Origin of the sequence: Agrobacterium sp. CFBP 3001 (genome assembly GCF_027871605.1) — a bacterium.
Taxonomy (GTDB): Bacteria; Pseudomonadota; Alphaproteobacteria; order Rhizobiales; family Rhizobiaceae; genus Agrobacterium; species Agrobacterium leguminum.
The window spans coordinates 42353-68977 of sequence record NZ_JAQAHD010000011.1; the positions used below are offsets into that span (position 1 = coordinate 42353).

25 protein-coding genes and 1 other RNA gene are annotated in these 26625 nt (G+C 60.2%); 16 read left to right on the forward strand and 10 right to left on the reverse strand.

The window, feature by feature from the left end:
• Positions 1–26: 26 nt before the first annotated feature.
• The 7 genes from PH605_RS15115 to PH605_RS15145 all read right to left on the reverse strand — a co-directional run bounded on the left by PH605_RS15115 (position 27) and on the right by PH605_RS15145 (position 4991).
• Entirely contained in the window at positions 27–869 is an 843-nt protein-coding gene (locus PH605_RS15115) for an MBL fold metallo-hydrolase (protein WP_059755787.1), read from the reverse strand.
• Between the two features lie 114 nt (positions 870–983).
• Entirely contained in the window at positions 984–1808 is an 825-nt protein-coding gene (locus PH605_RS15120) for a TIGR00282 family metallophosphoesterase (protein WP_003523211.1), read from the reverse strand.
• A 174-nt stretch (positions 1809–1982) separates the two neighbouring features.
• A complete protein-coding gene (locus PH605_RS15125; protein WP_065656491.1) occupies positions 1983–2600 on the reverse strand; it encodes a 5-formyltetrahydrofolate cyclo-ligase in 618 nt (205 codons plus the stop codon).
• Positions 2600–3862: a hemolysin family protein gene (locus PH605_RS15130; protein ID WP_020812224.1), complete on the reverse strand. Its 1263-nt coding sequence runs from the start codon at positions 3860–3862 to the stop codon at positions 2600–2602. The genes PH605_RS15125 and PH605_RS15130 overlap by 1 nt, the downstream gene beginning before the upstream one ends.
• A 230-nt stretch (positions 3863–4092) precedes the next feature.
• Positions 4093–4251: non-coding RNA, 6S RNA (gene ssrS, locus PH605_RS15135), on the reverse strand.
• Between the two features lie 79 nt (positions 4252–4330).
• A complete protein-coding gene (locus PH605_RS15140) occupies positions 4331–4708 on the reverse strand; it encodes a cell division protein ZapA (RefSeq protein ID WP_003523207.1) in 378 nt (125 codons plus the stop codon).
• A gap of 10 nt (positions 4709–4718) precedes the next feature.
• Entirely contained in the window at positions 4719–4991 is a 273-nt protein-coding gene (locus PH605_RS15145) for a DUF4164 domain-containing protein (protein WP_035263131.1), read from the reverse strand.
• A 325-nt stretch (positions 4992–5316) separates the two neighbouring features.
• Here PH605_RS15145 and tkt point away from each other — a divergent pair, with 325 nt between their 5' ends.
• From tkt to PH605_RS15210, 13 genes are all read left to right on the forward strand, one after another.
• Complete coding sequence (gene tkt / locus PH605_RS15150; RefSeq protein WP_142845341.1) at positions 5317–7299, forward strand: transketolase; 1983 nt, start codon at positions 5317–5319, stop codon at positions 7297–7299.
• Between the two features lie 62 nt (positions 7300–7361).
• A complete protein-coding gene (gap, locus tag PH605_RS15155; RefSeq protein ID WP_059755800.1) occupies positions 7362–8372 on the forward strand; it encodes a type I glyceraldehyde-3-phosphate dehydrogenase in 1011 nt (336 codons plus the stop codon).
• A 329-nt stretch (positions 8373–8701) separates the two neighbouring features.
• The gene (locus tag PH605_RS15160) at positions 8702–10567 is read left to right on the forward strand and encodes a potassium/proton antiporter (RefSeq protein WP_142845342.1); all 1866 of its coding nucleotides are present in this window, start codon (positions 8702–8704) and stop codon (positions 10565–10567) included.
• Positions 10568–10634: 67 nt separating this feature from the next.
• Positions 10635–11837 carry a phosphoglycerate kinase gene (locus PH605_RS15165; RefSeq protein WP_080854256.1) on the forward strand — a complete coding sequence of 401 codons (1203 nt, stop codon included), beginning with the start codon at positions 10635–10637 and terminating at the stop codon, positions 11835–11837.
• Positions 11838–12028: 191 nt separating this feature from the next.
• Positions 12029–13054: a class I fructose-bisphosphate aldolase gene (locus PH605_RS15170; protein ID WP_003523197.1), complete on the forward strand. Its 1026-nt coding sequence runs from the start codon at positions 12029–12031 to the stop codon at positions 13052–13054.
• Between the two features lie 680 nt (positions 13055–13734).
• Entirely contained in the window at positions 13735–15612 is a 1878-nt protein-coding gene (locus tag PH605_RS15175; RefSeq protein ID WP_142845343.1) for a TRAP transporter large permease, read from the forward strand.
• A 66-nt stretch (positions 15613–15678) separates the two neighbouring features.
• Positions 15679–16689, forward strand: a complete 1011-nt coding sequence (locus tag PH605_RS15180; protein WP_003520342.1) for a TRAP transporter substrate-binding protein — start codon at positions 15679–15681, stop codon at positions 16687–16689.
• 107 nt (positions 16690–16796) lie between these two features.
• A complete protein-coding gene (locus PH605_RS15185) occupies positions 16797–17600 on the forward strand; it encodes an SDR family NAD(P)-dependent oxidoreductase (protein WP_161987910.1) in 804 nt (267 codons plus the stop codon).
• A 1-nt stretch (position 17601) separates the two neighbouring features.
• The gene (locus PH605_RS15190) at positions 17602–18459 is read left to right on the forward strand and encodes an IclR family transcriptional regulator (RefSeq protein ID WP_065656496.1); all 858 of its coding nucleotides are present in this window, start codon (positions 17602–17604) and stop codon (positions 18457–18459) included.
• The gene (locus PH605_RS15195; RefSeq protein WP_142845344.1) at positions 18456–19625 is read left to right on the forward strand and encodes an acetyl-CoA acetyltransferase; all 1170 of its coding nucleotides are present in this window, start codon (positions 18456–18458) and stop codon (positions 19623–19625) included. Before PH605_RS15190 ends, PH605_RS15195 begins: the two co-directional genes overlap by 4 nt.
• Complete coding sequence (locus tag PH605_RS15200) at positions 19622–21247, forward strand: acyl-CoA synthetase (RefSeq protein WP_065656498.1); 1626 nt, start codon at positions 19622–19624, stop codon at positions 21245–21247. Before PH605_RS15195 ends, PH605_RS15200 begins: the two co-directional genes overlap by 4 nt.
• 31 nt (positions 21248–21278) lie before the next feature.
• A complete protein-coding gene (locus PH605_RS15205; protein WP_142845345.1) occupies positions 21279–22058 on the forward strand; it encodes an SDR family NAD(P)-dependent oxidoreductase in 780 nt (259 codons plus the stop codon).
• On the forward strand, positions 22055–22948 hold the full coding sequence (locus PH605_RS15210; RefSeq protein ID WP_142845346.1) for a PCC domain-containing protein: 894 nt from the start codon (positions 22055–22057) through the stop codon (positions 22946–22948). The genes PH605_RS15205 and PH605_RS15210 overlap by 4 nt, the downstream gene beginning before the upstream one ends.
• A 38-nt stretch (positions 22949–22986) precedes the next feature.
• On the opposite strand, the gene PH605_RS15215 is transcribed toward PH605_RS15210, so the two are convergent.
• Together PH605_RS15215 and PH605_RS15220 are read right to left on the reverse strand one after the other, a co-directional pair.
• Entirely contained in the window at positions 22987–23394 is a 408-nt protein-coding gene (locus tag PH605_RS15215; protein WP_161987911.1) for a PPC domain-containing DNA-binding protein, read from the reverse strand.
• A complete protein-coding gene (locus PH605_RS15220; RefSeq protein WP_161987912.1) occupies positions 23381–23947 on the reverse strand; it encodes a DNA-binding protein in 567 nt (188 codons plus the stop codon). The genes PH605_RS15215 and PH605_RS15220 overlap by 14 nt, the downstream gene beginning before the upstream one ends.
• A 161-nt stretch (positions 23948–24108) precedes the next feature.
• Here PH605_RS15220 and PH605_RS15225 point away from each other — a divergent pair, with 161 nt between their 5' ends.
• Entirely contained in the window at positions 24109–24594 is a 486-nt protein-coding gene (locus PH605_RS15225; protein WP_065656502.1) for an Lrp/AsnC family transcriptional regulator, read from the forward strand.
• 29 nt (positions 24595–24623) lie between these two features.
• Here PH605_RS15225 and PH605_RS15230 read toward each other — a convergent pair whose 3' ends face one another.
• The gene (locus PH605_RS15230; RefSeq protein ID WP_003520354.1) at positions 24624–24779 is read right to left on the reverse strand and encodes a hypothetical protein; all 156 of its coding nucleotides are present in this window, start codon (positions 24777–24779) and stop codon (positions 24624–24626) included.
• A gap of 137 nt (positions 24780–24916) precedes the next feature.
• Here PH605_RS15230 and PH605_RS15235 point away from each other — a divergent pair, with 137 nt between their 5' ends.
• Positions 24917–26206, forward strand: a complete 1290-nt coding sequence (locus tag PH605_RS15235; protein ID WP_035262904.1) for an MFS transporter — start codon at positions 24917–24919, stop codon at positions 26204–26206.
• Positions 26203–26394: a DUF1192 domain-containing protein gene (locus PH605_RS15240; protein WP_003506186.1), complete on the forward strand. Its 192-nt coding sequence runs from the start codon at positions 26203–26205 to the stop codon at positions 26392–26394. The genes PH605_RS15235 and PH605_RS15240 overlap by 4 nt, the downstream gene beginning before the upstream one ends.
• The last annotated feature ends 231 nt before the right edge of the window (positions 26395–26625 follow it).

The window sequence follows — 26625 nt, forward strand, 5'->3', positions numbered from 1 at the left end:
CCCGGCCTTCCCCGCCCGTCGCCATGCTACATGCCTTTTGGCACCAGTATCTGCGGCTGGCGGGGAAGGTTTCTCATCGAAACCCGGATCACCGGATCGGTCGCATAGGCAATGCGGAAACTCTCGCCGAACATCGTCAGAAACTGCTCCAGTGGCGGGCCGGTGCGGTGCATCGGCAGGATCAGCGCGGAGCGCAGGCGCTTGACCACCCGGCTCATGCTGTCGGCACCCATGGTCAGCCCGCCATCCACCGGCACCATCAGCACATCCAGACGGCCGATCTCGGCATAATGCGTATCCGTCAACTCATGATGCAGATGCCCGAGATGGCCGATGCACAGCCCGGCAACCTCGAAGATGAAGATGGAATTGCCGTTCTCCTGAAAGGATTCGTAATCGCCCCAGCGGTTGCGGATGTCGGTTGCGACATTGCGGATATAGACATCGCCCACCAGAACCTTGTGCTCGGCCTTTTCTCCCGGCGTATCGCTCCAGCCGTGCAGCACATATTGAATGGCCGGGTCCGGACTGAGCGTGAAATGCGTCGAATGCGCCCGGTTCATCGTCACCACCGTCGGCGTGACGGGCGGACGATAGACGCCGTTATAATCGGTGGCGATCGTCACACCGCCGGGGCTTTCGATGAGATAGGTGGAATGGCCGATGAAGCTGATCTTCACCTCTTCCTTTGCCGTCGCCTGCGCCAGCTGAACACCCGGCGGATTGAAGCTCGCGAACATGACGCCCGGAATGTTGCTGGCGATCGCCTGGCACTGGCTGACGGGAGGGCGGCTCGCCGTCTGGGAGAAGGCCGCTCCCGAACAGGCGATCAGCCCCGTTATTGCAAGCATTAGCACGCGCAGCATCATGCCACTCCCCTGAACTTGCGAAGCTGAGAGGATGGGGCAGGTTTTGGCGAGCGTCCAGTTACAAGAGCAGTGGAAGGCTCGCCCTCTCGTCATTGTGAACGCTTCGGGGGAAGATTAAACCCAGAAGGACGGCAGGGTTTCAGAAAGCCGCGGCCCGATGCGCAGCGGCGCAATCTTTTCCGCCAGTCCGGTTCGGTCGGAAATCTCCACGCCGACGCCGCAGATTGTCGCAGGTCCGCTGGCTGCCTCGAAACGGCCCTTCGGCATTTTGGAAATGAAGCGGTTGATCGGCTCTTCCTTCTCCATGCCAAGCGAGCTGTCATAATCGCCGCACATGCCGGCATCCGACATGTAGGCGGTTCCGCCGTTCAATATCTGCGCGTCGGCTGTCGGAACATGGGTGTGGGTACCGACAACGAAACTAGCGCGCCCGTCGACGAAATGGCCGAAACACTGTTTTTCGCTGGTCGCTTCCGCGTGGAAATCGAAAATAATGGCGTCGGCCTGTTCCTTCAGCGGGCAGGCGGCAAGAATGTTTTCAGCCGACTTGAAGGGATCGTCCAGTTCCGGATGCATGAAGACCCGGCCCATGATGTTGGCAACCAGTATGCGCGCGCCGTTGCGGGCATAAAAAATGCCCGAGCCTTTGCCCGGCGTACCATCCGGATAATTGGCGGGCCGGAGGAACTGGTCATGACGCTCGCAGAAGGAAACCGCTTCCTTCTGGTCCCAGACGTGGTTGCCGGTCGTCACCACATCGGCGCCGGCATTGATGGTCTCGAGATAGATATCCTCGGTGATCCCAAAACCGCCGGCAGCGTTTTCACCGTTGACGATGACGAAATCCAGCTTCAGGTCGGAAATCAGCCCCGGCAACCGCTCCCAGACAGCCGTGCGTCCGGTCTTGCCAACCATATCTCCGAGAAAAAGAAGCCTCATTCACCCGCCCCGATCTTGCGCATGTTTCTATATTTCGTCCCCTCTAGTGCATTTCCAGGAAAAGTGGAACCCGGTTTCCCGTCCGCAAATGCGACGAAACAAAGAGTTAGAGGGTCTTCGCCATTCAAGGAAAAGTGGAGACCCTCTAACCGGCAATCCATCTTTTAAAAAGTGCTAAAGCGCCTTTTGCCCACTATCGGAGATCGACAATGGGGCGGAAAACCAGCGCAGGCCGCTTTCGGTCAGAATGGCGTGAAGCGACACATCATGCGGCTCCGCCGGCACGGACGGCACTTCCTGACAATCGAAGGCGACGCCGACGAGCACGGGCTGACGACCCCTGGCGTGCAATCGCGCAATGGCGCGGTCATAATGGCCTGCGCCATAACCGACCCGCTGACCTTTGCCATCGAAGACGGAGAGAGGCACGAGCAGAATATCCGGATCGAGAACCTCCGCATCCTCACCCGGGCCGGTCGTGCCAAAGCCGGTCTTCACCAGCGGCGTATCCGGCTCAAAGGCGCGGAAGACGATGGTTTCACGATCCAGCACAACGGGCAGGACAAGACGCCCGCCCCTTGTCCGCAACGCCTCCATCAGCGGCCGGGTATCGGCCTCGGAGCGGATCGGCATAAAGCCGGAAATTACGGTGCCCGGTGCAAAGGGGATATCGGAGGCGCCATGGGCCGTTATGGACTGGCTCTTCTGCTGGCGCTCCGCCAGCGTCAGCGCATCGCGCGCGGCGAGCCTTTCGCCGCGCAGCCTTGCTTTTTCGGCAACGTCACCGGGCATCAGGCGGCCCGGCTCACGAGAACCTTGTCGATGCGGTGGCCATCGAGATCGATGACCTCGAAACGCCAGCCATTGCGGGTGACATGTTCGCCCAGTTCCGGCAGGCGGCGGAACTCGTCCAGAACCAGACCGGCAACGGTCTCGAACTCGGCATCCTCGTCAATCTGGAAACCCATGCGATAAGCGAACTCATCGGCGGGCATCCAGCCGGCGACGAGGAACGAACCGTCCTCGCGCTCGACCATGGCCGGCTCCTCATCGTCATCTTCCTGGAACGCACCGGTGATGGCTTCCAGCACGTCGCCGGAGCTGATGATGCCTTCGAAATGGCCGTATTCGTCGTAGACCAGCACCATATGCACGGTGGAACGGCGCAGCGACTGGATGACGTCCACCGCGCTCGTCAGATCCGATACGACCGGCACTTCCCGCAGAAGCTCGCGAATGTTGAGTTCCTTGCCGGAAGCCAGCGCATCGAAAGCGTCCTTGGCGAAAAGCACACCGAGAATTTCATCCGAAGCGCCGTTGCGCACCGGCAGGCGCGAACGCTGCGTCTGGCGAAGCTGCTCGCGGATTTCTTCGGCGCTGTCTTCGATATCGACCACTTCCACATCGCGTCGCGGCGTCATCAGGCCGCGCGCATTGCGGTCGGCAAGGCGCATGACGCTGGTGATCATCGCCGATTCCTCGGTCTCGATCACACCGGCGCTGTGAGCTTCGGCCAGAACCGTGCGGATTTCATCGTCGGTGACCGAAGCGTTGGATTCACCGCTATGGCCGAGAAGCGCCAGAACGGCCTTGCCCGACCGGTCGAGCAGCCACACCAGCGGCGCGCCGACCTTGGACAGCAGCATCATGGTGGGGGCGACGCGGGCGGCGACCTTTTCGGGATCGCGCAGCGCAATCTGCTTGGGCACCAGTTCGCCGACGATCAGCGACAGATAGGTGATGGCGACGACCACCGAGCCGACGCCGAGCGCATCGGCGGCACGGTCGGGAACGCCTTGCTCCAGAAGCCACGCCGTGAAGCGGGCGCCGAGCGTGGCGCCGGAAAAAGCGCCGGAAAGGACGCCGACCAGCGTGATGCCGATCTGCACCGTGGAAAGAAAGCGTCCGGGATTTTCGGAAAGGCTGAGCGCCATTGTGGCGCCCTTGCTGCCTTGCGTGGCAAGCACTTTGAGCCTCGCCGGTCTGGAGGAGACAACGGCAAGCTCGGACATGGCAAGCACACCGTTCAATACGGTGAGCAGGACCACGATCATAATTTCAGTAAACAAGTTTAGCTCTTTGGGCTGTTGAACGGCACGTCGCGGTTTTGACCGCAGCGCCCTTTTTTAAAGGGCATGACAGACATACCAATCCGGATAATAGGGAATTGTTCCGCCATTGCAATGACGGCAATATAAAAAAGCCGCGTCCGGCAGTTATGAAAAATGACTGTCGAATATATCAAGGATACAGGGAAGCCCCGGAGGTTGATCCGAAACTTCAAGCGCGATCCACGGCGACCGATGGAGATTTACGATCCTGGGTGCCTACAAAAGTAGGTGGGCACCGTGTGTCCAGCCCCACGGGACTGGCCAGGGACAGCTCCCTTTGGATCGAGTATGGCCCCAGGGATTGTGGTTCCTGTCGGGAAGCGCAGAACGCATAGAAGATATAGGACGGATCGGAGAAAACCGCCAGAGGGCAGCGCGCGAAATTTTGCCGCCTCAGAACCCTTCAGGCCATCAATGCGCGGCGGGCTTCGGCCGCGCCAGCAGTTTTTCGGTAATCCCGTTCAGGCGGTCGGCCAGATCGCCGATGGCGAGCGCCACCATCTCGTCTGATTTCGCCCGGTGCTCGGCCATGCCGTCGCGGTTGCGGGAAAGGGAGGCGACCTCTCCTTCCAGCTTCTCGATCTTGCGATTGAGTTCGGAAAGCTCGTCCATCACCATGATGCCCGCCATAACGGTCAGGCGAAGATCGCCGATTTCGCCGAACTGGCTCTTGAGGTGCCCGACATACCGGTCGAACCTCGTTGCGAGATCGGTCAGATGGTCTTCCTGCCCCGCCTCGCACGCCATGCGATAGGCCTTGCCGTCGATCATAACTGTGACTTGCGCCATGAGCCCGCTCCTATCGATCCAGCACCGCGCGGATCGTCTCCATCGCCGTCACCAGCCGGCGGGAAACCTCGCGATTGACTTCTTCAAGACGATTGGCACGAAACTCGGCCTGATCCAGCTCATGCGCGAGCCTCGCGCGGTCGACATGGACCCGCTTGACCTCGTTATCGATCTCACCCGTCTCCCTTTGCCGCTCGATACGCATATCGATGGCATTTTCGAGATTTGTGATGGCAGCATTCAGCTCCGTCAGCGCAGATTGTACGGTCTTGTCAGCCGACATCGTTTTTTCCAACTCGCACGCCACCGGCCGAATCGTCCGGTTTCAGGCCTTTTCAACAATCACGAGGTTATTACCCGATTTACCATCCCGTCAATCAAACCAGTGCATTGAGACGTTTTGCTCTGTGGATGAACGAAGAGGCGGCAACGCCTATCGCACGGATTTTGTCAGGATGCCCGATTTTCTAAACGATTTTTTCTCCCTCAGCGAACCGCAAACGCCCGTGGATTTATTGACTTGCCGGCCTCACCTGCTATGGATCAACCCGCTTTTTGGATAGTTGCGTAAAACTATCTCCTTTCACCCGGAAACAGACGGAAAAGCCATGATTTCTCGCGACAAACACAACCGGATGGCAAATGCGATCCGATTTCTTGCCATGGATGCAGTGGAGAAGGCCAATTCCGGCCATCCCGGTCTGCCGATGGGCGCCGCTGATGTCGCCACCGTTCTCTTCACCCGTTACCTGAAATTCGATCCCAAGGCGCCGCTCTGGGCGGATCGCGACCGCTTCGTGCTGTCGGCAGGTCATGGCTCGATGCTTCTTTACTCGCTGCTCTATTTGACGGGCTACGAGGACATGACGATCGACGAGATCAAGCGCTTCCGTCAGTTCGGTTCCAAGACCGCCGGCCACCCAGAATATGGCCACGCGACCGGCATCGAAACCACAACCGGCCCGCTCGGCCAGGGCATCGCCAACGCCGTCGGCATGGCGATTGCCGAGCGCAAGCTGGAAGAGGAATTCGGCTCCGACCTGCAGAGCCACTTCACCTATGTCCTGTGCGGTGACGGCTGCCTCATGGAAGGCATCAGCCACGAAGCCATCGCGCTTGCCGGCCACCTGAAGCTCAACAAGCTCGTTCTGTTCTGGGATGACAACAACATCACCATCGACGGCGAAGTCGGCCTCTCCGACAGCACCGACCAGATCGCCCGCTTCCAGGCCGTTCACTGGAACACCATCCGCGTCGACGGCCATGATCCGGACGCGATTGCCGCCGCCATCGAAGCTGCGCAGAAGTCCGACCGCCCGACCTTCATCGCCTGCAAGACCGTGATAGGCTTCGGCGCGCCCAACAAGCAGGGCACCCACAAGGTTCACGGCAACCCGCTCGGCGCCGAAGAAATCGCCGCCACCCGCAAGCACCTGAACTGGGAAGCCGAAGCCTTCGTCATCCCGGAAGACGTGCTCGACGCATGGCGTCTGGCCGGCCTGCGCTCCACCAAGACCCGCCAGGACTGGGAAGCCCGTCTCGAAGCCACTGAAGCTGGCAAAAAGGCCGAGTTCAAGCGCCGTTTCGCCGGCGACCTGCCCGGCAACTTCGACAGCTCGATTGACGCCTTCAAGAAGAAGATCATCGAGAACAACCCGACGGTCGCCACCCGCAAGGCTTCGGAAGACTCGCTTGAAGTCATCAACGGCGTTCTGCCGGAAATGATCGGCGGTTCTGCCGACCTGACGCCGTCCAACAACACCAAGACCAGCCAGATGAAGTCCATCACGCCGACGGACTTCTCCGGCCGTTACCTGCATTACGGCATCCGCGAACACGGCATGGCAGCAGCCATGAACGGCATCGCTCTGCATGGCGGTCTCATTCCTTATGCCGGTGGCTTCCTGATCTTCTCGGACTACTGCCGTCCATCGATCCGTCTGGCTGCCCTCATGGGCATCCGCGTCGTCCACGTTCTGACGCATGATTCCATCGGCGTCGGCGAAGACGGCCCGACCCACCAGCCGGTGGAGCAGATCGCAGCCCTGCGCGCCATTCCGAACCTGCTCGTCTTCCGCCCGGCGGATGAAACCGAGACGGCGGAATGCTGGCAGCTCGCGCTGGAACAGAAGCATCGTCCTTCCGCACTGGCGCTTACCCGCCAGAACCTTGCGCCCTCACGCAAGGAATATGAAGAGAAGAACCTCTCTGCTTACGGTGCCTACGAACTCGTATCCGCCAGCGACGCCAAGGTTTCGATCTTCGCCTCCGGTTCGGAAGTCGAAGTGGCGCTGAAGGCCGCCGCAACGCTGAAGGACAAGGGCGTTTCCGCCCGCGTCGTTTCCGTTCCCTGCTTCGAGCTCTTCAAGGAACAGCCGGAAACCTATCGCAACGCCATCATCGGCAAGGCTCCGGTGAAGATCGCGGTCGAAGCCGCCATCCGCCAGGGCTGGGATTATTTCATCGGCTCCGACGGCGCATTCGTCGGCATGCACTCCTTTGGAGCGTCCGCACCGGCGAAGGATCTCTTCAAGCACTTCGGCATCACGGCGGAAGCCGTTGTCGCCGCAGTCGAGGCAAAACTTGCGTGAGGGCTTCCCAAGCCCTCACCATTCAGCAAAGACCACGCCCATTCTTGTTCGGGAGACTGTAAATGACTGTAAAAGTTGCCATTAACGGCTTCGGCCGCATCGGCCGCAACGTCCTGCGCGCCATCGTCGAATCCGGCCGCACCGACATCGAAGTCGTTGCCATCAACGACCTCGGCCCGGTTGAGACCAACGCCCACCTGCTGCGTTACGATTCGATCCACGGCAAGTTCCCGGCCGATGTGAAGGTAGAAGGCGACACGATCATCGTTGGCGGCGGCAAGCCGATCAAGGTGACGGCCGTTCGCGATCCGGCAACGCTGCCGCACAAGGAACTCGGCGTTGACATCGCCCTGGAATGCACGGGCATCTTCACCGCCCGCGACAAGGCTGCCGCTCACCTGACGGCCGGCGCAAAGCGCGTCATCGTTTCGGCTCCGGCTGACGGCGCTGACCTCACCGTCGTTTTCGGCGTCAACGACGACCAGCTGACGAAGGACCATCTGGTCATTTCCAACGCGTCCTGCACCACCAACTGCCTTGTGCCGGTCGTGAAGGTTCTTGATGACGTCGTTGGCATCGACCATGGCTTCATGACGACGATCCACTCCTACACGGGCGACCAGCCGACGCTGGACACCATGCACAAGGACCTGTACCGCGCCCGCGCCGCAGCCCTGTCCATGATCCCGACCTCGACAGGCGCTGCCAAGGCCGTTGGCCTCGTTCTGCCGCACCTCAAGGGCAAGCTGGACGGCACGTCGATCCGCGTTCCGACCCCGAACGTTTCGGTCGTGGACTTCAAGTTCATTGCCAAGCGCGCCACCACGGTTGAGGAAATCAACGAAGCGATCAAGTCTGCCGCCAACGGCAAGCTGAAGGGCATCCTCGGCTACACGGACGAGCCGCTTGTTTCCCGCGATTTCAACCACGACAGCCATTCGTCGATCTTCGCCAACGACCAGACCAAGGTCATGGAAGGCAATTTCGTGCGCGTCCTGTCCTGGTACGACAACGAGTGGGGCTTCTCCAACCGCATGTCGGACACGGCCGTCGCCTTCGCGAAGACCATCTAACGAAGACGCATTAATGGATGCAGGTCCGGCGGGAGCAATCTCGCCGGATTTTTTATTTCGATTTTCCTATCAGGTGCCTCCAAGTTTTCAATTTCCTGCCTTTGTCTGGTCCACTTTGGGACGGACAAGAAACACAGGGATAACGGTCGTGCGCAATGCACTTCGGCCCTGCCGTATCATTCGATACACCCCGCCTTGCGTCGCCTTTCAACGCCACCCGAAACAGCGCTGACAGACCGCAACCCGTGGGGCATTGACTGCAGACGCGCAGAGCATTCATTGCGCCACGGGTTGCGGTCTATCAACGCGGTTTGAATGAGGCGGTGGACGTGGAATCATTTTATCTTCTGTTGCTGGTCGCAACCGTTCTCGTTCTCGTCGCCGCCTTTTCGAGCCTTATCGCCTTCCGCTTCGGCGCGCCGCTGCTGCTGCTTTTCCTGATGATCGGCCTTGGGGCCGGTGTGGACGGCCTCGGCATCGAATTCACCAACAATCCGCTGGCCTATATGCTCGGCTCGCTGGTGCTTGCCGTCATCCTGTTCGATTCCGGGTTCGGCACATCCATCCAGTCCTTCCGGCTTTCGGCGGCACCCGCCGTCGCTCTCGCCACAGTCGGCGTCATCCTCACATCCGTCTTTTTTGCCGGCGCGGCGGCCCTGCTGCTCGGGCTTTCATGGCTTGAGGGCCTGCTGCTCGGCGCCATCGTCGCCTCCACGGACGCGGCGGCCGTGTTCTTCCTGCTGCGCATCGGCGGCATCCATATCCGCGATCAGGTGCGCTCGACGCTGGAAGTCGAATCCGGCACCAACGATCCGATGGCGATCTTCCTCACCATTGCCCTGGTCGAAGTCATCGCCAAGGGCCAGGGGCTGGCCGGCATCGATAGCGGCTTTCTGCTGCTTTTCATTGAGCAGATGAGCCTTGGCGTGATTTTCGGCCTGCTCGGCGGCGTCATGATCGCCACCGTCGTCAATCGGTTCGCCGCCGACCGCGGGCTTGCGCCCATCTTCGTGCTGGCGCTGGCGCTGCTCGTCTTTTCCTTCACCGGCACAATTGGCGGCAGCGGTTTTCTGGCGGTCTATGTCGCTGGCATCGTTGCCGGCAACCGCCGGATTTTCGCCAAGGAAACCATCCGCCGTTTCCATGAGGGGCTGACCTGGCTTGCCCAGATCATCATGTTCCTGATGCTCGGCCTGCTCGCCACCCCGTCGCAGTTTCCGGCAATCGCCATTCCGGCCGTGCTGCTCGCGCTTTTCCTGATCTTCGTCGCCCGCCCGCTTGCAGTGTGGCTGAGCTTGATGCCCTTCAACTATACCCAGCAGGAAACCTCCTTCGTGGCATGGGTGGGCCTGCGCGGCGCAGTCTCCATCCTGCTCGCCATCATGCCCATTCTCGGCGGGCTTGACGATGCGCAGATTTATTTCAACGCCGCCTTCATCATCGTGCTGGTGTCGCTGCTGGTGCAGGGCTGGACCATCAAGCCGGTGGCGACAAGGCTCGGGCTGATCGTGCCGCCGCGCATGGGTGAGGTGGACAAGCTGGAAGTCGACCTGCCCGGCACCGCCAATCATGAACTGATCTCCTACCGGGTCGCCAAGGGCAGCGCCATCATGCAGGGCGAACGTATTCCGCGCTGGGCCATGCCCTCGCTGGTGGTGCGCGACGGCAAATCGATCCGCTATCAATATGCCGGGCGGCTGCGGGAGAACGATCTCGTCTACCTCTTCATCGCGCCCGGCTATTCCCGCCTTATCGACCGACTGTTCGCCAGCGCCCTGCCGGTTGCCGATGACGACGCCGATTTCTTCGGCACCTTCGCGATCTCGCCCGCCCGTCCGGCAAAGGAGCTGGACGCAGCCTATGGTCCCGGCCTGCTTTCGCCCGCCGAACAGGCGATGAGCGTCGCAGAACTCATCGAAGCGCGCCTTGCCGGAAAGGCCGATTATGCCGACCGCGTGCGCCTCGGCTCCATCGTCCTGATCGTTCGCACATTGGACGAACACGAGGCGATAACCGGTGTGGGCATCTCCCTCGAGCCGGTGGAACCGGCGACCAGCCTGCCGATCTTCATCAGCTTTTCGGAAATCCTCAATCGTGTGCGCAACCATCTGGCAGAGAAGCGCCAGCCACGCTCCGCCAGCGTTGAAGAAAGCGCCCCCGCCGCTGCGAATACAGTAAGAGAAAATGAGGCCTGACCGGCTTGCGTCGTCAATCAGGCATAGTATGGTCCGTGCCGAACTCGCAACAAATCAGGATCGACCTATGCCCGCTTTCAAGACCCTCGACGACCTCAACGACATTGCCGGAAAGCGCGTTCTCGTCCGCGTTGATCTCAACGTGCCGGTCGCAGATGGCAAGGTGACAGACGCAACCCGTATCGAACGCGTTGCGCCGACCATTCTGGAACTGTCCTCCAAGGGCGCAAAAGTCATTCTGCTTGCCCATTTCGGCCGTCCGAAGGGCGAACCGGTGGCCGACATGTCGCTTTCCCAGATCGTACCCGCCGTCGAGGAAGTATTGGATCACGCCGTTTCCTTCGCGACCGACTGCATCGGCGCACCGGCGGCGGACGCCGTCGCTAAACTGAACGATGGCGATATCCTGCTTCTGGAAAATACCCGTTTCCACAAGGGCGAAGAAAAGAACGATCCGGCCTTCGTCGAAGCTCTGGCAGCCAATGGCGATATCTATGTGAACGACGCCTTCTCCGCCGCCCACCGCGCCCATGCCTCCACCGAGGGCCTGGCGCGCCACCTGCCCGCCTATGCCGGCCGCACCATGCAGGCCGAGCTTGAGGCTCTGGAAAAGGGCCTCGGCCAGCCAGTCCGTCCGGTCGTCGCCATCGTCGGTGGCGCCAAGGTTTCGAGCAAGATCGATCTGCTGATGAACCTCGTCAAGAAGGTCGACGCCCTCGTCATCGGCGGCGGCATGGCCAACACCTTCCTCGCCGCCCGCGGCGCGCAGGTCGGCAAATCGCTGTGCGAGCATGATCTCGCCGAGACCGCAAAGCAGATCATGATCGAGGCTGCGACATCCGGCTGCGCCATCGTTCTGCCGGAGGACGGCGTCGTCGCTCGCGAATTCAAGGCCGGTGCGGCCAATGAAATCGTCGACATCAACGCCATTCCCACTGATGCCATGGTTCTCGATGTCGGCCCGAAATCGGTTGAAAGCATCAAGGCCTGGATTTCCCGCGCCGAAACGCTGGTCTGGAACGGCCCGCTCGGCGCCTTCGAAATCGAGCCCTTCGACGCGGCGACCGTTGCCGCTGCAAAACACGCGGCGGAATGCACCAAGGCCGGCAAGCTCGTCTCCGTCGCCGGCGGCGGCGACACCGTGGCCGCGCTCAACCATGCCGGTGTTTCCGAGGATTTCTCCTATGTTTCGACGGCCGGCGGCGCCTTCCTCGAATGGATGGAAGGCAAGGAACTGCCGGGCGTTGCCATCCTGACCGCCGCCAAGTAAACTCATGCTACTTGCCTGACACGAGGCCGGACAAGCCATGCTTGTCCGGCCTTGCTTTTTGGTAAGCGGCACCGGGAGGAAAAGTTTCAAACGATTGAAATCATTTCAATCGTTTCAATGAGTTAGCGTGCCATTTCCCTGCCCTGGAACTTCTGTTATCGGAAATTTATTGTGCCTTGGGAGAATAGCAAATGACCGAACGTCTCGAAGACATCGCAATCAAAATGGTCGCCGACGGCAAGGGCCTGCTCGCCGCCGACGAATCCACGGGAACGATCAAAAAGCGTTTCGACAGCATCAATCTGGAGTCCACCGAGACCGCCCGCCGCGATTATCGCGAGATGCTGTTCCGTTCCGACGACGCCATGAAGAAATACATCTCCGGCGTCATCCTTTATGAAGAGACCCTGTTCCAGAAGGCCGCCGATGGCACGCCTTTCGTGGATATCATCAAGGCGGCCGGCAGCCTGCCGGGCATCAAGGTGGATATCGGCGCCAAGCCGATGGCTTTCCATCCGCATGAATTCATCACCGAAGGCCTCGACGGTCTTTACGAGCGCCTGCGCAAGTATCATGAGGCCGGCGCGCGTTTCGCCAAGTGGCGCGGCGTCATCACCATTGGTGAGCAGCGTCCGAGCTGGGGTTCGATCAAGGCAAACTCCCAGTCGCTCGCCCGTTACGCCGCTCTCTGCCAGCAGGCGGATATCGTGCCGATCGTGGAGCCTGAAGTACTGATGGACGGCGAGCCAGGCACGCATGACATCGACCGCTGCGCGGAAGTCACGCAATGGGTTCTCCAGACCGTCTTCGCGGATCTGTTCGATGCCCGCGTGAACCTTGAAGGCATGATCCTCAAGCCGAACATGATCATCGACGGCAAGAAGGCCCGCAAGGCTTCCGTCGAGGAAGTGGCGGAAAAGACCGTGAAGGTTCTGAAGGCGACCGTGCCTTCGGCTGTTCCCGGCATCGCCTTCCTTTCCGGCGGCCAGTCCTCTGAAGAGGCAACCGCCCATCTCTCCGCCATGAATGCCGGCTACGACCTGCCCTGGTCTTTGACCTATTCCTACGGCCGCGCGCTTCAGGATACGGCCCTCAAGACATGGGGCGGCAAGCAGGAAAATGTCGCCGCCGGCCAGCGCGCCTTCACGCACCGCGCCGCGATGAACAGCCTCGCCGCCAAGGGTAACTGGAAGCAGGAACTCGAAAAGGCAGCCTGAGGCTGACAGAGAACATCAGATAAACAGCAGCCGCCCCACCGGGCGGCTGCTTCGTTTGATAAAGCAAGATCATTCGTGTTCCGTCACCCGGACCCAATCGTCTTTCATTTTACCCGACTGATAATTCTCCACCGTTTTGATTGTGCATCGCTACTTGAGTGGAAGCATGTCCACCATGGGCAGCCTTATCCGCTCAAGTCGTGCAACCTGACGACTTTATGACCGTCATTGCCGCAATAGGCAGCGGATTTGCTCTCCGACTTCTTCAGCGCGTAACGCCAGACCATCCGGCTCGCCCGGCATCATAAGCGATTTTGTCTCGACGGGCTTCCGAAAAGCCCCGGAAATTGCTGCGCGCTCGTTACATCACAGATAAATTTCAATCAATTATAGTATGATCCACTATGTGGACCTATAAGCTTACGATGAAAACCGCGCAATACTGCATTTATACAGTTGATTTCGGCACTTTTCCTGTGTATCCCGAATGCATAGTTTTTTAACGGTCCATATTGTGGAGGCAATATACCGCTAGTTTCAGGCTTTTGGAGGGGTCTGGCCGGTCTGGCAATGACAGATATATCCTGATGCGTCGGTCATGATATTGGCCTGGGCGCGGATAACTCTCTTTGTCTGCCGCAGTCCGTTGCGAAGGTTGTTCTGTGGGAGAGGAGGCCCCGATGACCATGACCGCAAACGCGAATGACGACGTATTTGTGCTCGATGGAGAGCTTTTGCATACCGGGCCGGTAACAGGCTCATGGTTCATGCGCCCCATCGAGGCTGTCGCGGCGGTGCTGCTGGCGGTGATGATCGGCCTGCTTCTGCTGGGTGTGACATCGCGCTATGCCCTGCATTTGCCAATCGTCTGGATCGATGAAACGGCGTCGTTGAGCTTCCTGTGGTTTGCCATGCTGGGTGCGGCAATTGCCATCGATCGCAGCGAACACCTGCGCCTGACGCTGTTTCTCAACATGTTTCCGCAGCGCATTCTGGGCTATGTCAACTCGCTCGCTTTGGTGCTGGTAGCGACATTTCTTGCGGCGATTATCAAGCCGGCGATAGAATATGCCATCGAGGAATGGGTCGTCACCTCGGCAGCGCTGAATATTCCAATGTCCTTCCGCGCCGCGGCCTTGCCGGTTGGCGCCTGTCTGATGCTGCTGCTGGTCCTCAACAATCTCTTCCGCAGGGAAAATCTGCGGGACATCATCGCAGCCGTTGTCACCGTCGCGGTCGTCTCCGGCCTGCTCTATCTGGCATCGCCGACGCTCGAAACTTTCGGCAATTTCAATCTTGCGATCTTCCTCGGCTTGTTCGTGGCGGTGTTTCTGGTGCTGGGCGTACCGATCGCCTTCTGTTTTGGCCTTGGAACGCTTGCCTACCTGACCTTTACCACCTGGGTTCCGACCATCGTGATGATCGGGCGCATTGACGAGGGCATGTCGGGCATCATTCTGCTCTCGGTTCCGGTTTTCGTGCTGCTGGGCTGTGTGCTCGATGCCACCGGCATGGGCAAGGCGATTGTCGAGCTGCTATCCTCGATGTTCGGGCATATTCGCGCCGGCATGTCCTATGTGCTGCTCGGATCGCTGTTTCTGGTCTCGGGCATTTCCGGCTCCAAGGTTTCGGATATGGCAACGGTTGCACCGGCGCTGTTTCCGGAAATGAAGCGCCGTGGCCACAAGCCCAAGGAAATGATTGCGCTGCTCGCCACCGGCGCCGCCATGGCCGATACGGTTCCGCCCTCCATCGTGCTGATCGTTCTCGGTTCGGCGGCGGGCGTGTCGATTGCCGGCCTGTTCACTTCCGGCTTCATGATCGCCATGGTGCTGCTTCTGGTGCTGGCCGTTCTGGCCCGCTGGAAGGCGCGGCATGAAAACATGGAAGGCGCAAAACGCACCCCGTGGCCGCTGGTCGGCAAGGCGGCGCTGATTGCAGCACCGGCGCTGGTTCTGCCCTTCCTCATCCGCAGCCTCGTCGGCGGCGGCGTGGCGACGGCAACCGAGGTTTCCACCATTGCCGTGCTTTATGCGATGATTATCGGTGCGGTGCTTTATGGCGGCATCAGCCTCAAAAAGCTCTATTCCATGCTGGTGGAGACGGCCGCCCTTTCCGGGGCGATCCTGCTGATCCTCGGCTGCGCCTCGGCCATGGCCTGGGGGCTGACGCAGAGCGGCTTTGCCTTCCAGCTGACCGCGATGATCACCGATCTGCCGGGCGGCTGGATGACCTATATGGTCGTATCGATCCTGATTTTCATGATCCTCGGCTGCGTGCTGGAAGGCCTGCCGGCAATCGTATTGCTCGCACCGATCATGTTCCCCATTGCCCGCACGCTTGGCATCAACGACATCCATTATTCGATGGTCGTGGTGGTCGCCATGAATATCGGCCTGATGGCGCCGCCCATCGGCATCGGTTTCTATATCGCCTGCAAGATAGGCAATGTTTCGCCTGATGAGGCGATGGGCGCCATCTGGCCCTATCTCGCAGCCATGGTCATCGGTCTGCTGCTGATTGCAGCAGTTCCGGGCTTCTCGACAATTCTGCTCTGAGACCGTGGCGGGTCCACCCGCCACGCCGATGAATGACACATGCTTTTATTTTGGGAGGAGAAAGCAATGAATATCAACAGACGTACCGTGTTGGCCGGCGCCGGTTCTGCCGTTCTTGCCACCGCTTTTGTGTCGCGCGCCCGCGCTGCGCAATTCAATTATAAATATGCCAACAACCTGCCTGCCGCGCACCCCATGAACATCCGCGCCAAGGAAGCGGCTGACCGTATCGCCAAGGAAACCGACGGCCAGGTGAATATCAACATCTTCCCCAGCAGCCAGTTGGGCGCTGATACGGATGTGTTGAGCCAGGTACGCTCTGGCGGCGTTGAATTCTTTACGCTTTCGCCACTGATCCTGTCGACGCTGGTGCCGAATGCATCCATCAGCGGCATCGGCTTCGCCTTCCCGAACTACGATTCGGTTTGGGCGGCCATGGATGGCGATCTCGGCAAATATGTACGCGGCGAAATCGCCAAGCAGAACCTCGTTGCCATGGACACCATCTGGGATAACGGCTTCCGTCAAATCACCAGCGCGTCCAAGCCCATCGCCACGCCGGCCGATCTCGAAAGCTTCAAGATCCGCGTGCCGGTAAGCCCGCTCTGGACCTCGATGTTCAAGGCCTTCAAGTCGGCCCCAGCCTCGATCAATTTCGCTGAAGTCTACACCGCCTTGCAGACCGGCGTTGTCGATGGCCAGGAAAACCCGCTGGCGATCATTTCCACCGCCAAGCTGTTCGAAGTGCAGAAATTCTGCTCGGTCACCAACCATATGTGGGACGGCTTCTGGTTCCTGGCGAACAAACGTGCTTGGGAGCGCCTGCCGGATGACCTGCGCGCCATCGTTGCCAAAAACCTCAATCAAGCCGGCAAGGACGAGCGGGCCGATGTGGCGAAGCTCAATGCCTCGGTGAAGGAAGACCTGATTGCCAAGGGCATGACCTTCAACGACACCGACGCCTCACTCTTCCGCGCAACTCTCAAGGAAGCCGGTTTCTATTCCGAATGGAAGGGCAAATATGGCGATGAAGCCTGGGCCATTCTCGAAAAGGCCGTTGGCGCCAGCCTGACCTGATCGGTCCGCTGAATAATTGGCCCCGCTTTGAGAGCATTTCCAGGAAAAGTGAAAACGCTCTAGCGGGGCCGACCCGACTATTTCTGACGATTGTAATGGAGACTGTTTTGACAGGTCGCCTGACGGGAAAACGCGCCATAGTTTTTGGCGCAGGATCATCTGGTCCGGGTTTCGGCAATGGCAAGGCTGCGGCCGTGCAATTTGCCCGCGAAGGCGCGCGCGTAGCCTGTGTCGACCTTTCCGCTGACGCGGCCGAGGAAACCGCGCAGATCATTCGCGGCGAAGGTTTCGAGGCGATTGCGGTTGCTGCCGATGTCACGGAACTCGATTCCGTATCGGCTACGGTTGCGCGGACCTGCGAGATCTTCGGCGGCATCGATATTCTGCACAACAATGTCGGCGTGACCCATATGGGCGGCCCGGTAGAGCTGGACGAGGAACGTTTTCGAGCCTCGGTCGATCTCAATATCGGCTCCGTTTATCGCACCGCCAAGGCGGTACTGCCGGTGATGCTGGCGCAGGGCGGTGGGGCCATCGTCAACATCTCCTCGCTCGCCTCCATTCGCTGGACCGGTTATCCCTATTTTGCCTATTACGCCATGAAAGCCGCCGTAAACCAGGCAACTGTGGCGCTGGCAATGCAATATGCCCGCCAGGGCATTCGCGCCAATTGCGTTCTGCCCGGAATGATCGATACGCCGCTGATCTACAAACAGATCAGCAATCAATATGCCTCCGTCGAGGATATGGTGGCGGCGCGCAATGCCGCAGTCCCGGTCGGCCGCATGGGCGATGCCTTCGATATCGCCCGCGCGGCAGTCTTTCTGGCATCCGATGAAGCCAAGTTCATCACCGGCATCTGCCTGCCGGTCGATGGCGGGCAAAGCTGTGCGGTGGGAGCGTTTTCCTGATATGGCCACGATGATCCCGATGGAAAACGACCTGACAGGCGCGCGCGCGGTAGACCGGGCGCTGGGGCTGCTCTCCATGGTGGGGCGTCATGCCGAACGCGGTGTGGCGCTTTCGGTCATCGTCACCGAAAGCGGGCTGAACAAGCCCACGGCCCGCCGCCTGCTGCTGGCGCTGATCCGCGCAGGCCTGGTGGAGCAGGATGAGGAAACGCGGCGTTATTATCTGGGCGAGGAAGCCTATGTGCTCGGCAGCCTGTCATCGCGCCGCTTCGGCTTGCTGCAGATGGCCCAGGACAGTCTGACGCGGATTTCCCGCCGCACAGAGGATTCGAGCTTCCTTTCCGTGCGTCGCGACACGTTTGCGCTGTGCCTTTATCGCGAGGAAGGCACCTGGCCGGTGCGCACCCACGCGCTTCAGGCCGGTTTCGAGCACCCGCTGGGCATTGGGGCGGGATCGCTCGCCATGCTCGCGGCCCTGCCCGATGCCGAGGTGGAAAGCGTCATTGCCGCCAATAGCGGGCTGATTGCCGCGAACTATCCCGGCATCACGCTGGACGGACTGCGCCGCGATGTCGAATTGACGCGAACCAATGGTTATTCGCTCAATCCGGGTCTGATCCTCTCGAATTCCTGGGGTATCGGCGTTGCCATCCGAACACCGGATGGCGCGGTGGCGGGAGCGTTGAGCATTGCCGCCGTCGACAGCCGCATGCGGCCGGAGCGCCAGCCGGAACTGGCGGCGGTGCTGCGCGAGGAAGTGACCCGCATCGAAACACGCATTGCGGAAATGATGGCAAGCCGCGCCCGCACGCGTGGCGAAGGCGATGCGAAACGGCAAACAAGGAGAACGAGCAAATGAGCAAAGCGCAGATCGTCGGCTGGGCGCATTCGCCTTTCGGCAAATCGGCCCTTGAAAATACCGAGCAACTGATGGCTTCCGTCGTGGCGCCCGCCATAGACCATGCCGGCGTCGATGTCGGCGATATAGGCGGCATTTTCGTTGGCGTCATGAATAACGGTTTCTCGAAACAGGATTTTCAGGGCGCGCTGGTGGCCATGGGCGATGAGCGCCTCGCCTACACGCCCGCCGTGCGTTTCGAGAATGCCTGCTCGACGGGATCGGCCGCCCTTTACAGCGCCATGGATTTCATCGAGGCCGGGCGTGGGCGCATCGCGCTCGTTGTCGGCGCGGAAAAAATGACGGCGCTGCCAACCGCCGAGGTGGGTGAAATCCTGCTGTCCGCCTGCTACCGTACCGAAGAAGCCGATATTTCCGGCGGCTTTGCCGGCCAGTTCGGCCGCATCGCCGAGGCCTATTTCCAGCGCTATGGCGATCGCTCGGAAGAACTGGCGATGATCGCCGCCAAGAACCACGCCAATGGCGCGGTCAATCCCTACGCCCATATGCGCAAGGATTTCGGCTTCGATTTCTGCAACACAGTATCGGATAAGAACCCTTACGTCGCAGGCCCGCTTCGCCGCACCGACTGCTCGCTGATTTCCGATGGCGCCGCCGCCATCATTCTGGCCGACGAGGAAACCGCAGCGACACTCAACCGGGCCATCGGTTTCCGGGGCCGCAAGCATGTCAATGACATTCTGGCGCTCAGCCGCCGCGATCCGCTGGCCTTCGAGGGCGCGCGCCGCGCCTGGGCAGGTTCGCTGGAACTCGCAGGCGCGACGCTCGACGACCTCTCCTTCGTCGAAACCCATGATTGCTTCACCATTGCCGAACTCATCGAATATGAGGCGATGGGATTGGCGAAGCCCGGTGAAGGGCACCGGGTGGTGCGCGAAGGCACGGCCCTGAAAACCGGTCGCCTGCCGATCAACCCCTCCGGCGGGCTGAAATCCAAGGGGCATCCGGTTGGGGCAACCGGGGTCTCCATGCATGTCATGGCGGCGATGCAATTGATGGGCGAAGCGGGCGACATGCAGATCCCCGGCGCCTCGCTCGCCGGTGTTTTCAACATGGGGGGAACTGCGGTTGCCAACTATGTCTCGATCATGGAGCGCGTGAAATGACGATACATCCTCCGGGCGGGGTTGCGCCTTCGACCACGCGGGTCATGAATCTCTCGCATTTCCTGACCCAGGCAGCGCGCCGCAACCCCGCCGACATCGGCTTCGTATGGGGTGACAAGAGCTGGACATGGGCTGAAATGGACGCCCGCGTCGATGCCATGGCGCAGGCGCTGGTAACAGAATTCGGCGTCAGGAAAGGTGACCGCATTCTGGTGCAGTCTTCCAACAACAACCAGATGTTCGAATCCATGTTCGCCTGCTTCCGCGTGGGCGCGGTGTGGGTGCCGACCAATTATCGCCAGTCGCCCGATGAGGTGGCCTACCTGGCAAAAGCCAGCGGCGCACGCGGCATGATCTGCGCCAGCGCTTTTCCCGAGCATGCAAGGGCGAGCCGCGAAGCAACCGCGATCGATTTCACCATCGCCATTGGCCCGGCCGAATTTGGCGAGGACTACGATACTATCGTGGCCCGCCATCTGGGCCAGAAAGTAAAAAGCGAGGCGGTGGATCGGGACGATCCCTGCTGGTTCTTCTTCACCTCCGGCACGACGGGTCGACCCAAGGCTGCGGTGCTGACCCATGGCCAGATGGCCTTCGTCATCACCAACCATCTTTGCGATCTGATGCCCGGCACCGGACCGGGCGACGCTTCCATCGTCGTTGCACCGCTTTCGCACGGCGCGGGCATTCACCAGCTCGTGCAGGTGGCGCATGGGGCAAAAACGGTGCTTCCGGCTGCGGAAAAACTCGATGTGACCGCGGTGTGGGCGCTGATCGAGAAATGGCGCGTCACCAATGCCTTTACCGTGCCGACCATTCTGAAAATGCTGATCGAAGACCCTTCCGTGGATCGTTTCGATCATTCCTCGCTGCGCTATGTCATCTATGCCGGTGCGCCCATGTATCGCGCCGATCAGAAACGGGCGCTCGCCAAGCTCGGCCCGGTGCTGGTGCAATATTTCGGCCTTGGCGAAGTGACCGGCAACATCACCGTGCTGCCGCCTTCCTTCCACAACGCCGAAGACGGCCCGGAGGCGCGGATCGGCACCTGCGGTTTTGATCGCACCGGCATGGAAGTGCAAATCCAGAACGATGCGGGCGAGGAGCTTCAGGCCGGTGAAACCGGCGAAATCTGCGTTATTGGCCCTGCTGTTTTCGCGGGTTACTACGATAATCCCGATGCCAATGCCAAAGCCTTCCGCAACGGCTGGTTCCGCACCGGCGATCTTGGTCACCGCGACGAGAACGGTTTCGTCTACATCACCGGCCGCGCCTCCGACATGTATATTTCCGGCGGCTCGAACATCTATCCGCGCGAGATCGAGGAAAAAATCCTCATGCATCCGGATATCAGCGAGACAGCGGTTCTGGGCGTGCCGGATGCGGTGTGGGGCGAGGTCGGCGTCGCCGTCTGCGTGGCGCGGGAGGGCGCGGATATCGCCGGCATCGACCTGAAAGCCTATCTCGACGGCAAGATGGCCCGCTACAAGCTGCCGAAAGCCGTTGTGTTCTGGGATGCCATGCCGAAATCCGCCTATGGCAAGATCACCAAGAAGATGATCCGCGAGGAGCTGGAAAAGCGCGGCCAGATGCCGGTTTTCGAGGAAAAACTGACTGGCTGAAGGCCGTAACGCATAACCGGGAGGAGACGGTATGACACAGCAGACGAGAGAGATGAAAGGCGCTGTCGCCATCACCGGCGGCGCATCGGGTATCGGCTTTTCCACGGCGCAGCTGTTGATGGCGCGCGGCTGGCAGCCATGGCTACTGGATCTCAAGCGTGAGGCGCTGGATGCGGCCTGCGAAAAACTCGGCATCGATGCTTCGCGCGGCATCGTCTGCAATGTGGCGGATGAGAGGTCGATAGAAGAGGCTTTCGCCGCCTTGACGGCGGGCGGCGCCGATCATGCCGTTGATCTGGTGGCCGTCGTCAACAGCGCCGGCATCGGCATCGACAAGCTTTCCGTCGATACCAGCGTGGAAGAATTCCGTCGTATCGTTGACGTCAATCTCGTCGGCAGTTTCGCCGTGGCCCGCACCGCCGCGCGTTACTGGCTGGACCGCGCAATTTCCGGTTCGATCGTCAATATCAGCTCGGTTTCCGGCATGTGCGGCAATCGTGGTCGCAGCGCCTATGGCGCCTCAAAAGGCGGTGTCAATCTTCTGACGATGGTTATGGCAAACGAGCTGGGGCAATCTGGCATTCGCGTCAATGCGATTGCGCCGGGCCCCGTCGATACCCCCCTCACCCAGGCGGTTCATACGGAGAATGTTCGCAGCCAGTGGCACAGCCGCGTTCCCATGCACCGCTATGGCAGGACGGACGAGATCGCCTCTGCCGTGGCTTTCCTTGTCTCGGACGACGCGAGCTACATCAACGGACAGGTGCTGGCCGTAGACGGCGGCTTCATTACCGCAGGGCTTGCGGTATGACGATAACGCCCCCGGAGGGGCTTCCGCGCAGCATCGTCCATCCGGGGCCGGCAACACCCGAACGCTTCCGAGTCGTCGGTTGCCACGCCCATCCGGTCAGGCTGAATGCCAGACCCGGTGTCTGCGTCAATGAGGCGATTGCAGAAGCCTTTGTCGAACAGGGTTTCTATGGGGGTTATGTCAGACTGAAAAATGTGCCGATGAAGCGGTTGCACTATGTCATGCCCGCAGCGGCACCCGATGACGCGCATGCCGCCTGGTATAGCGAAACTTTCTCCATGCCGGGGGGCACAATCATCGATGCCGGCCTGCATATGGGGCGGCGCGACGGTCAGCCGTTCCTGCACTGCCACGGTTCGTGGAAAAGTGCCGAAGGCGTTCTCTCCATGGGCCACCTGCTGCCTTTGGAGTCCGAATTTGCCGGGGAAACGCCGCTCGAGGCGCTGGCGCTGGATGGCGCAATTCTGGACGTGCAGAAGGATGAGGAAACCAATTTCCCCCTCTTCACGCCCATCGCTCAGCCGCGCAACCGGAAGGATGCAGGGCTCCGGGCGCTGTTGTGCACCGTTCGGCCCAATACCGATATCTGCACGGCGCTTGAAGCCGCCTGCAGAGAGTTCGACCTGCGGCAGGCCGAGGTCAATGGTATCGGCAGCCTGATCGGCGCGGATTATGAAGACGGAACAAGTCTCACCGCCTATGCCAGCGAAATCCTCATCCGCAATGGCCGCATCCACCCCGCCGCCACGGGTGGCGAACGGGCAATGCTGGATATTGCGATGGTCGATCTTACCACGCAGATCAGCGGCGGGCGGCTGGTGCGCGGCAAAAACCCGGTCTGCGTCACTTTCGAACTGCTTCTGACCGAAAGACAGGGGGCGGCTGCATGAGTTGCGCCGTGCAACTCCACCGCCCGCCTTACCGTACCTCACGCCGCCTGCGGCTTTTCCGCAGGCAACCATTCTTCCAGCGTCACCTCGAAGGTCATGCACACCGGGTTGGCGCCGGCGATGAAGGGACCGCCGTAAACCGCGCCATCGGTGTCGGCGACAACGCCGGTCAGCGCGGCGCGCAGGGAGCCATCCGGCTGGGCGCGCACCTCACCGGCAATCGAAACGATTTCAACGGCAGGACCGCTTATCTGCAAAAACGCACCGGTGCGGGTGCCGAGGCACGCATCCACCAGACTGCCCAGCGCGCCGCGCACGAAGGCGTTGCGGAAACCTTCGGCCAGGCACAGTTTCTCGACGCCGAGCACGAGGTCTTCATTGGGCGCAATGCGGGCATAGGCCACGCGGCCCATGGAGCCGGATTCGACAGTGTTATGCGTGTTCATCGGCGGGCTCCGTGCGGTTCCTGGGTTGAAGAAGGGGAATATTGGTTTCGGGATCGAAGGACTGCTGCAGCACAAAACTGTCGAGCGAGGTCACAAGGGCGGAAATGCCGCTTTCTCCGACGATACAGGATTCCGTCAGCAAATGGCCGCCTTTGACCACACCCGCCGCAGTCCGCATGGCGGCATGGCAATGCACGATCGGCTCGCCCTTCATGCTCCGCCCCAGCGTCGCGTTGCCGAAAACCAGCCAGGCCGCCCCGGCATCGATGGGTTTCGTATAGGCGATGACCGCCCTGCCGGAAGGATCGGGTGGAGCCACGCAATAGGACAGGATGTCGAAATAACCGCCGAGAATGGTCAAAGAGGCATTTTCGATGCCGTTTTCGGCCAAAGGCCGCACGATGCCATCGTAGAGGCTGCACCCCGGCGCGATGAACAGCCGCATATGACGCGCAGATGGCGAGCGCAGGCTGTTGATACGCACCGGCGAAGAAATACCGGGGTGTATCAGCGTTCTCGGCCGTGGAAAATGCTGTTGCCGTGTGGGTGCCATGCCTGCTCCTCCCTGCTGCCTGTACCTTGCAGTACGGTACTTAAAGACCAGCCAAAGGTGCTTTCGAATGGCGTCGTCAAAGTGCCCTTCGGAAAACACTTCTTTCGCGAGCGGCCCCGCGGACGGCAGATTTTTTTGCGATACATTTCAGGGAGACCGGCATGACGAAGCCGCTGGACAGAATTGACCGCAAAATATTGCGGGCCCTGCTGGAGAACGGCAGGCTGAGCAATACGGAACTATCGGAAAAGGTGGGGCTGTCGCCCAGCCCTTGCTGGCAGCGCGTCAAGCGGCTGGAAGACGAAGGGGTCATTCGCGGCTATACCGCCATTCTCGATCAGGCCCATCTGGGACTGACGGAGACGGTGATCATCGAGGTCATGCTGGAACGTCACGACGATGAAGTTCTGGAACGTTTCGGTAAGGCCATGGCCGCTCTTCCCGAAGTGCTGGAAGCCTATCTGACAACCGGCGAATATGATTATCTCATCAAGGTGGCGGTGGCGGGAACCGCGGGCTACGAGCAGTTTCTGCGCCGCAAGCTCTACAAGATCGAGGGTGTGCGCCATTCCCGCTCCTGTTTCGCACTTAAATGCCTCAAGCATACTTTATCGGTCGTGCCCGATGCGGAGCCGCCACCCGCCTGAAAGGAGCCTGCCTCCGCGGCGGTTTTTCCTTACGGGCGCAGAAGCAGCGTCACCGACCAGATGACAAAGGCGGCAACCGCGATCTTCCAGCAATCGCCTCTTTTTTTCAGGCCCGGCAGACCGAGCGGCCGGATGATCTGGACCACCATGGCCAGCAGTAAAAAAAGGCCGATCGCCTTTGTCATTTATTGAGCCTTTTCTTTATTTCTGCATCGTCACAGGCTGGACATTTTTACCGTTCACCAGAAGAGTGCAACTCATTCGGGTAACGCCCGTCCTATGACCTGTCCGACCGTCCGTCCGAACGCATGAGAGTGTTTTCATGAGCAGAAATCTTCTACCCGTATTCGCTCTTTTATCCAGCACTCTGTTTCTTTTTCTCGGCAACGGCCTTCAGGGCCTCGTGCTGCCGGTGCGTGGTTCGGCGGAAGGTTACTCCAACGAAATTCTTGGCTTTCTGGGCACCTCCTGGGCGGCGGGATTCGTCGTCGGTTGCTTTGTCGCGCCTGCCATCGTGCGCCGCGCTGGCCATGTGCGGGCATTCGGGTCCTTCGTGGCGCTGGTGTGCCTGACGGTGCTGATGACCGGCCTTATCATCGACGACACCTCATGGATCGCGCTGCGCGCGCTAACCGGTTTCTGCACGGCCGGAACCTCGATGATCATCGAAAGCTGGCTGAACGAGCGCGCCACCAATGAAAGTCGTGGCATGATCTTCTCGCTTTATATCGCCATCACGCTGCTCGGCGTCGTGGCGGGGCAGATGATCGTGCCGATGGGGGATATCAGCAATACCTCGCTGTTCATGATCTGCGGCATCATCTATTGCATCGCCATTCTGCCGGCCACGCTTTCGAAAGCGGCGAGCCCACAGCCGTTGCAGAAGGTGAAGCTGGATCTGCCGGCCCTTTACCGCAACTCACCGGTTTCCTTCATCGGCATTCTGATGATCGGCATTGCCAACGGCGCTTACGGTACGCTCGGCGCCGTCTTCGGTGCGCGGGCAGGACTGGACCCGACCATGATCGCCATCATGGTGTCCGTCACGATTTTCGTCGGTGCGCTGGCGCAATTTCCCGCAGGCCGGCTTTCAGACCGGATAGACCGCCGCTATGTGCTGGCGGGCTTGGCCGGGCTTGGCGCGGTCGCGGGCCTGGCTGTCGCGGTGGTCCAACCGCATGATGTTTATGTGCTGATTTCGATGATCGCCATTTATGGCGCCGCCGCCAATGCGCTCTATCCCATCGCCGTGGCACATGCCAACGACTTCGCCGCATCGGAAGACTTCGTCAAGGTTTCCGGTGGTCTGCTGCTGCTTTACGGCATCGGCACCATCATCGGCCCGACGCTCGGCGGCGCGATCATGACCCATTTCGGCCCCTATGCGCTGTTTCTGGTCACGGCTGTGGCCCATCTGCTCATCACCGCCTATGCCATCATCAGAAGCCGCCGGCGCGCAGCACTTTCAACCGAGGAAAAAGACAATTTCTCGACGATGATGCCAACGACACCCTCGCCGCTCGTCACGCCGGAAAGTATTGCGCTTGACCCGCGCGCGCCGCAATATCCAGGCGACGATGGCGACTATGTGGAAAAAGGAGCAGGCATATGAGCCTCTTTGACGATGACCGTCCGCAAAAACCGGCAGCGCATGAGATCGGTGGCGATCTCAGCCTTCTTTCCGTGGACGAACTGAGCAGCCGTATCGATCTTCTGCAAGCCGAAATCACCCGACTCGAAGAGGAGAGGACACGGAAATCCGCCGGAAGGCAGGCGGCGGAAAATCTCTTCCGATCCTGACGCGCACTGCAGAATAGGTACACGACTGCACTTCCGCTGCCGTAAGCTAAGGCTCAGCCAGCGCCCGAAAATGAATATTACGGGGCAGTCTTTCGTTTACCATTAACCAAAAATTAAGCTTTCTGAGAGATTACTATACATGTCCAGTTCTTCTGGACCTCAGGCATCTTCTCCATACGGCGAATTGGTCTGATTTTTCTCCCTGTTTTACCTTGAGAGCCGCTTTCGCGG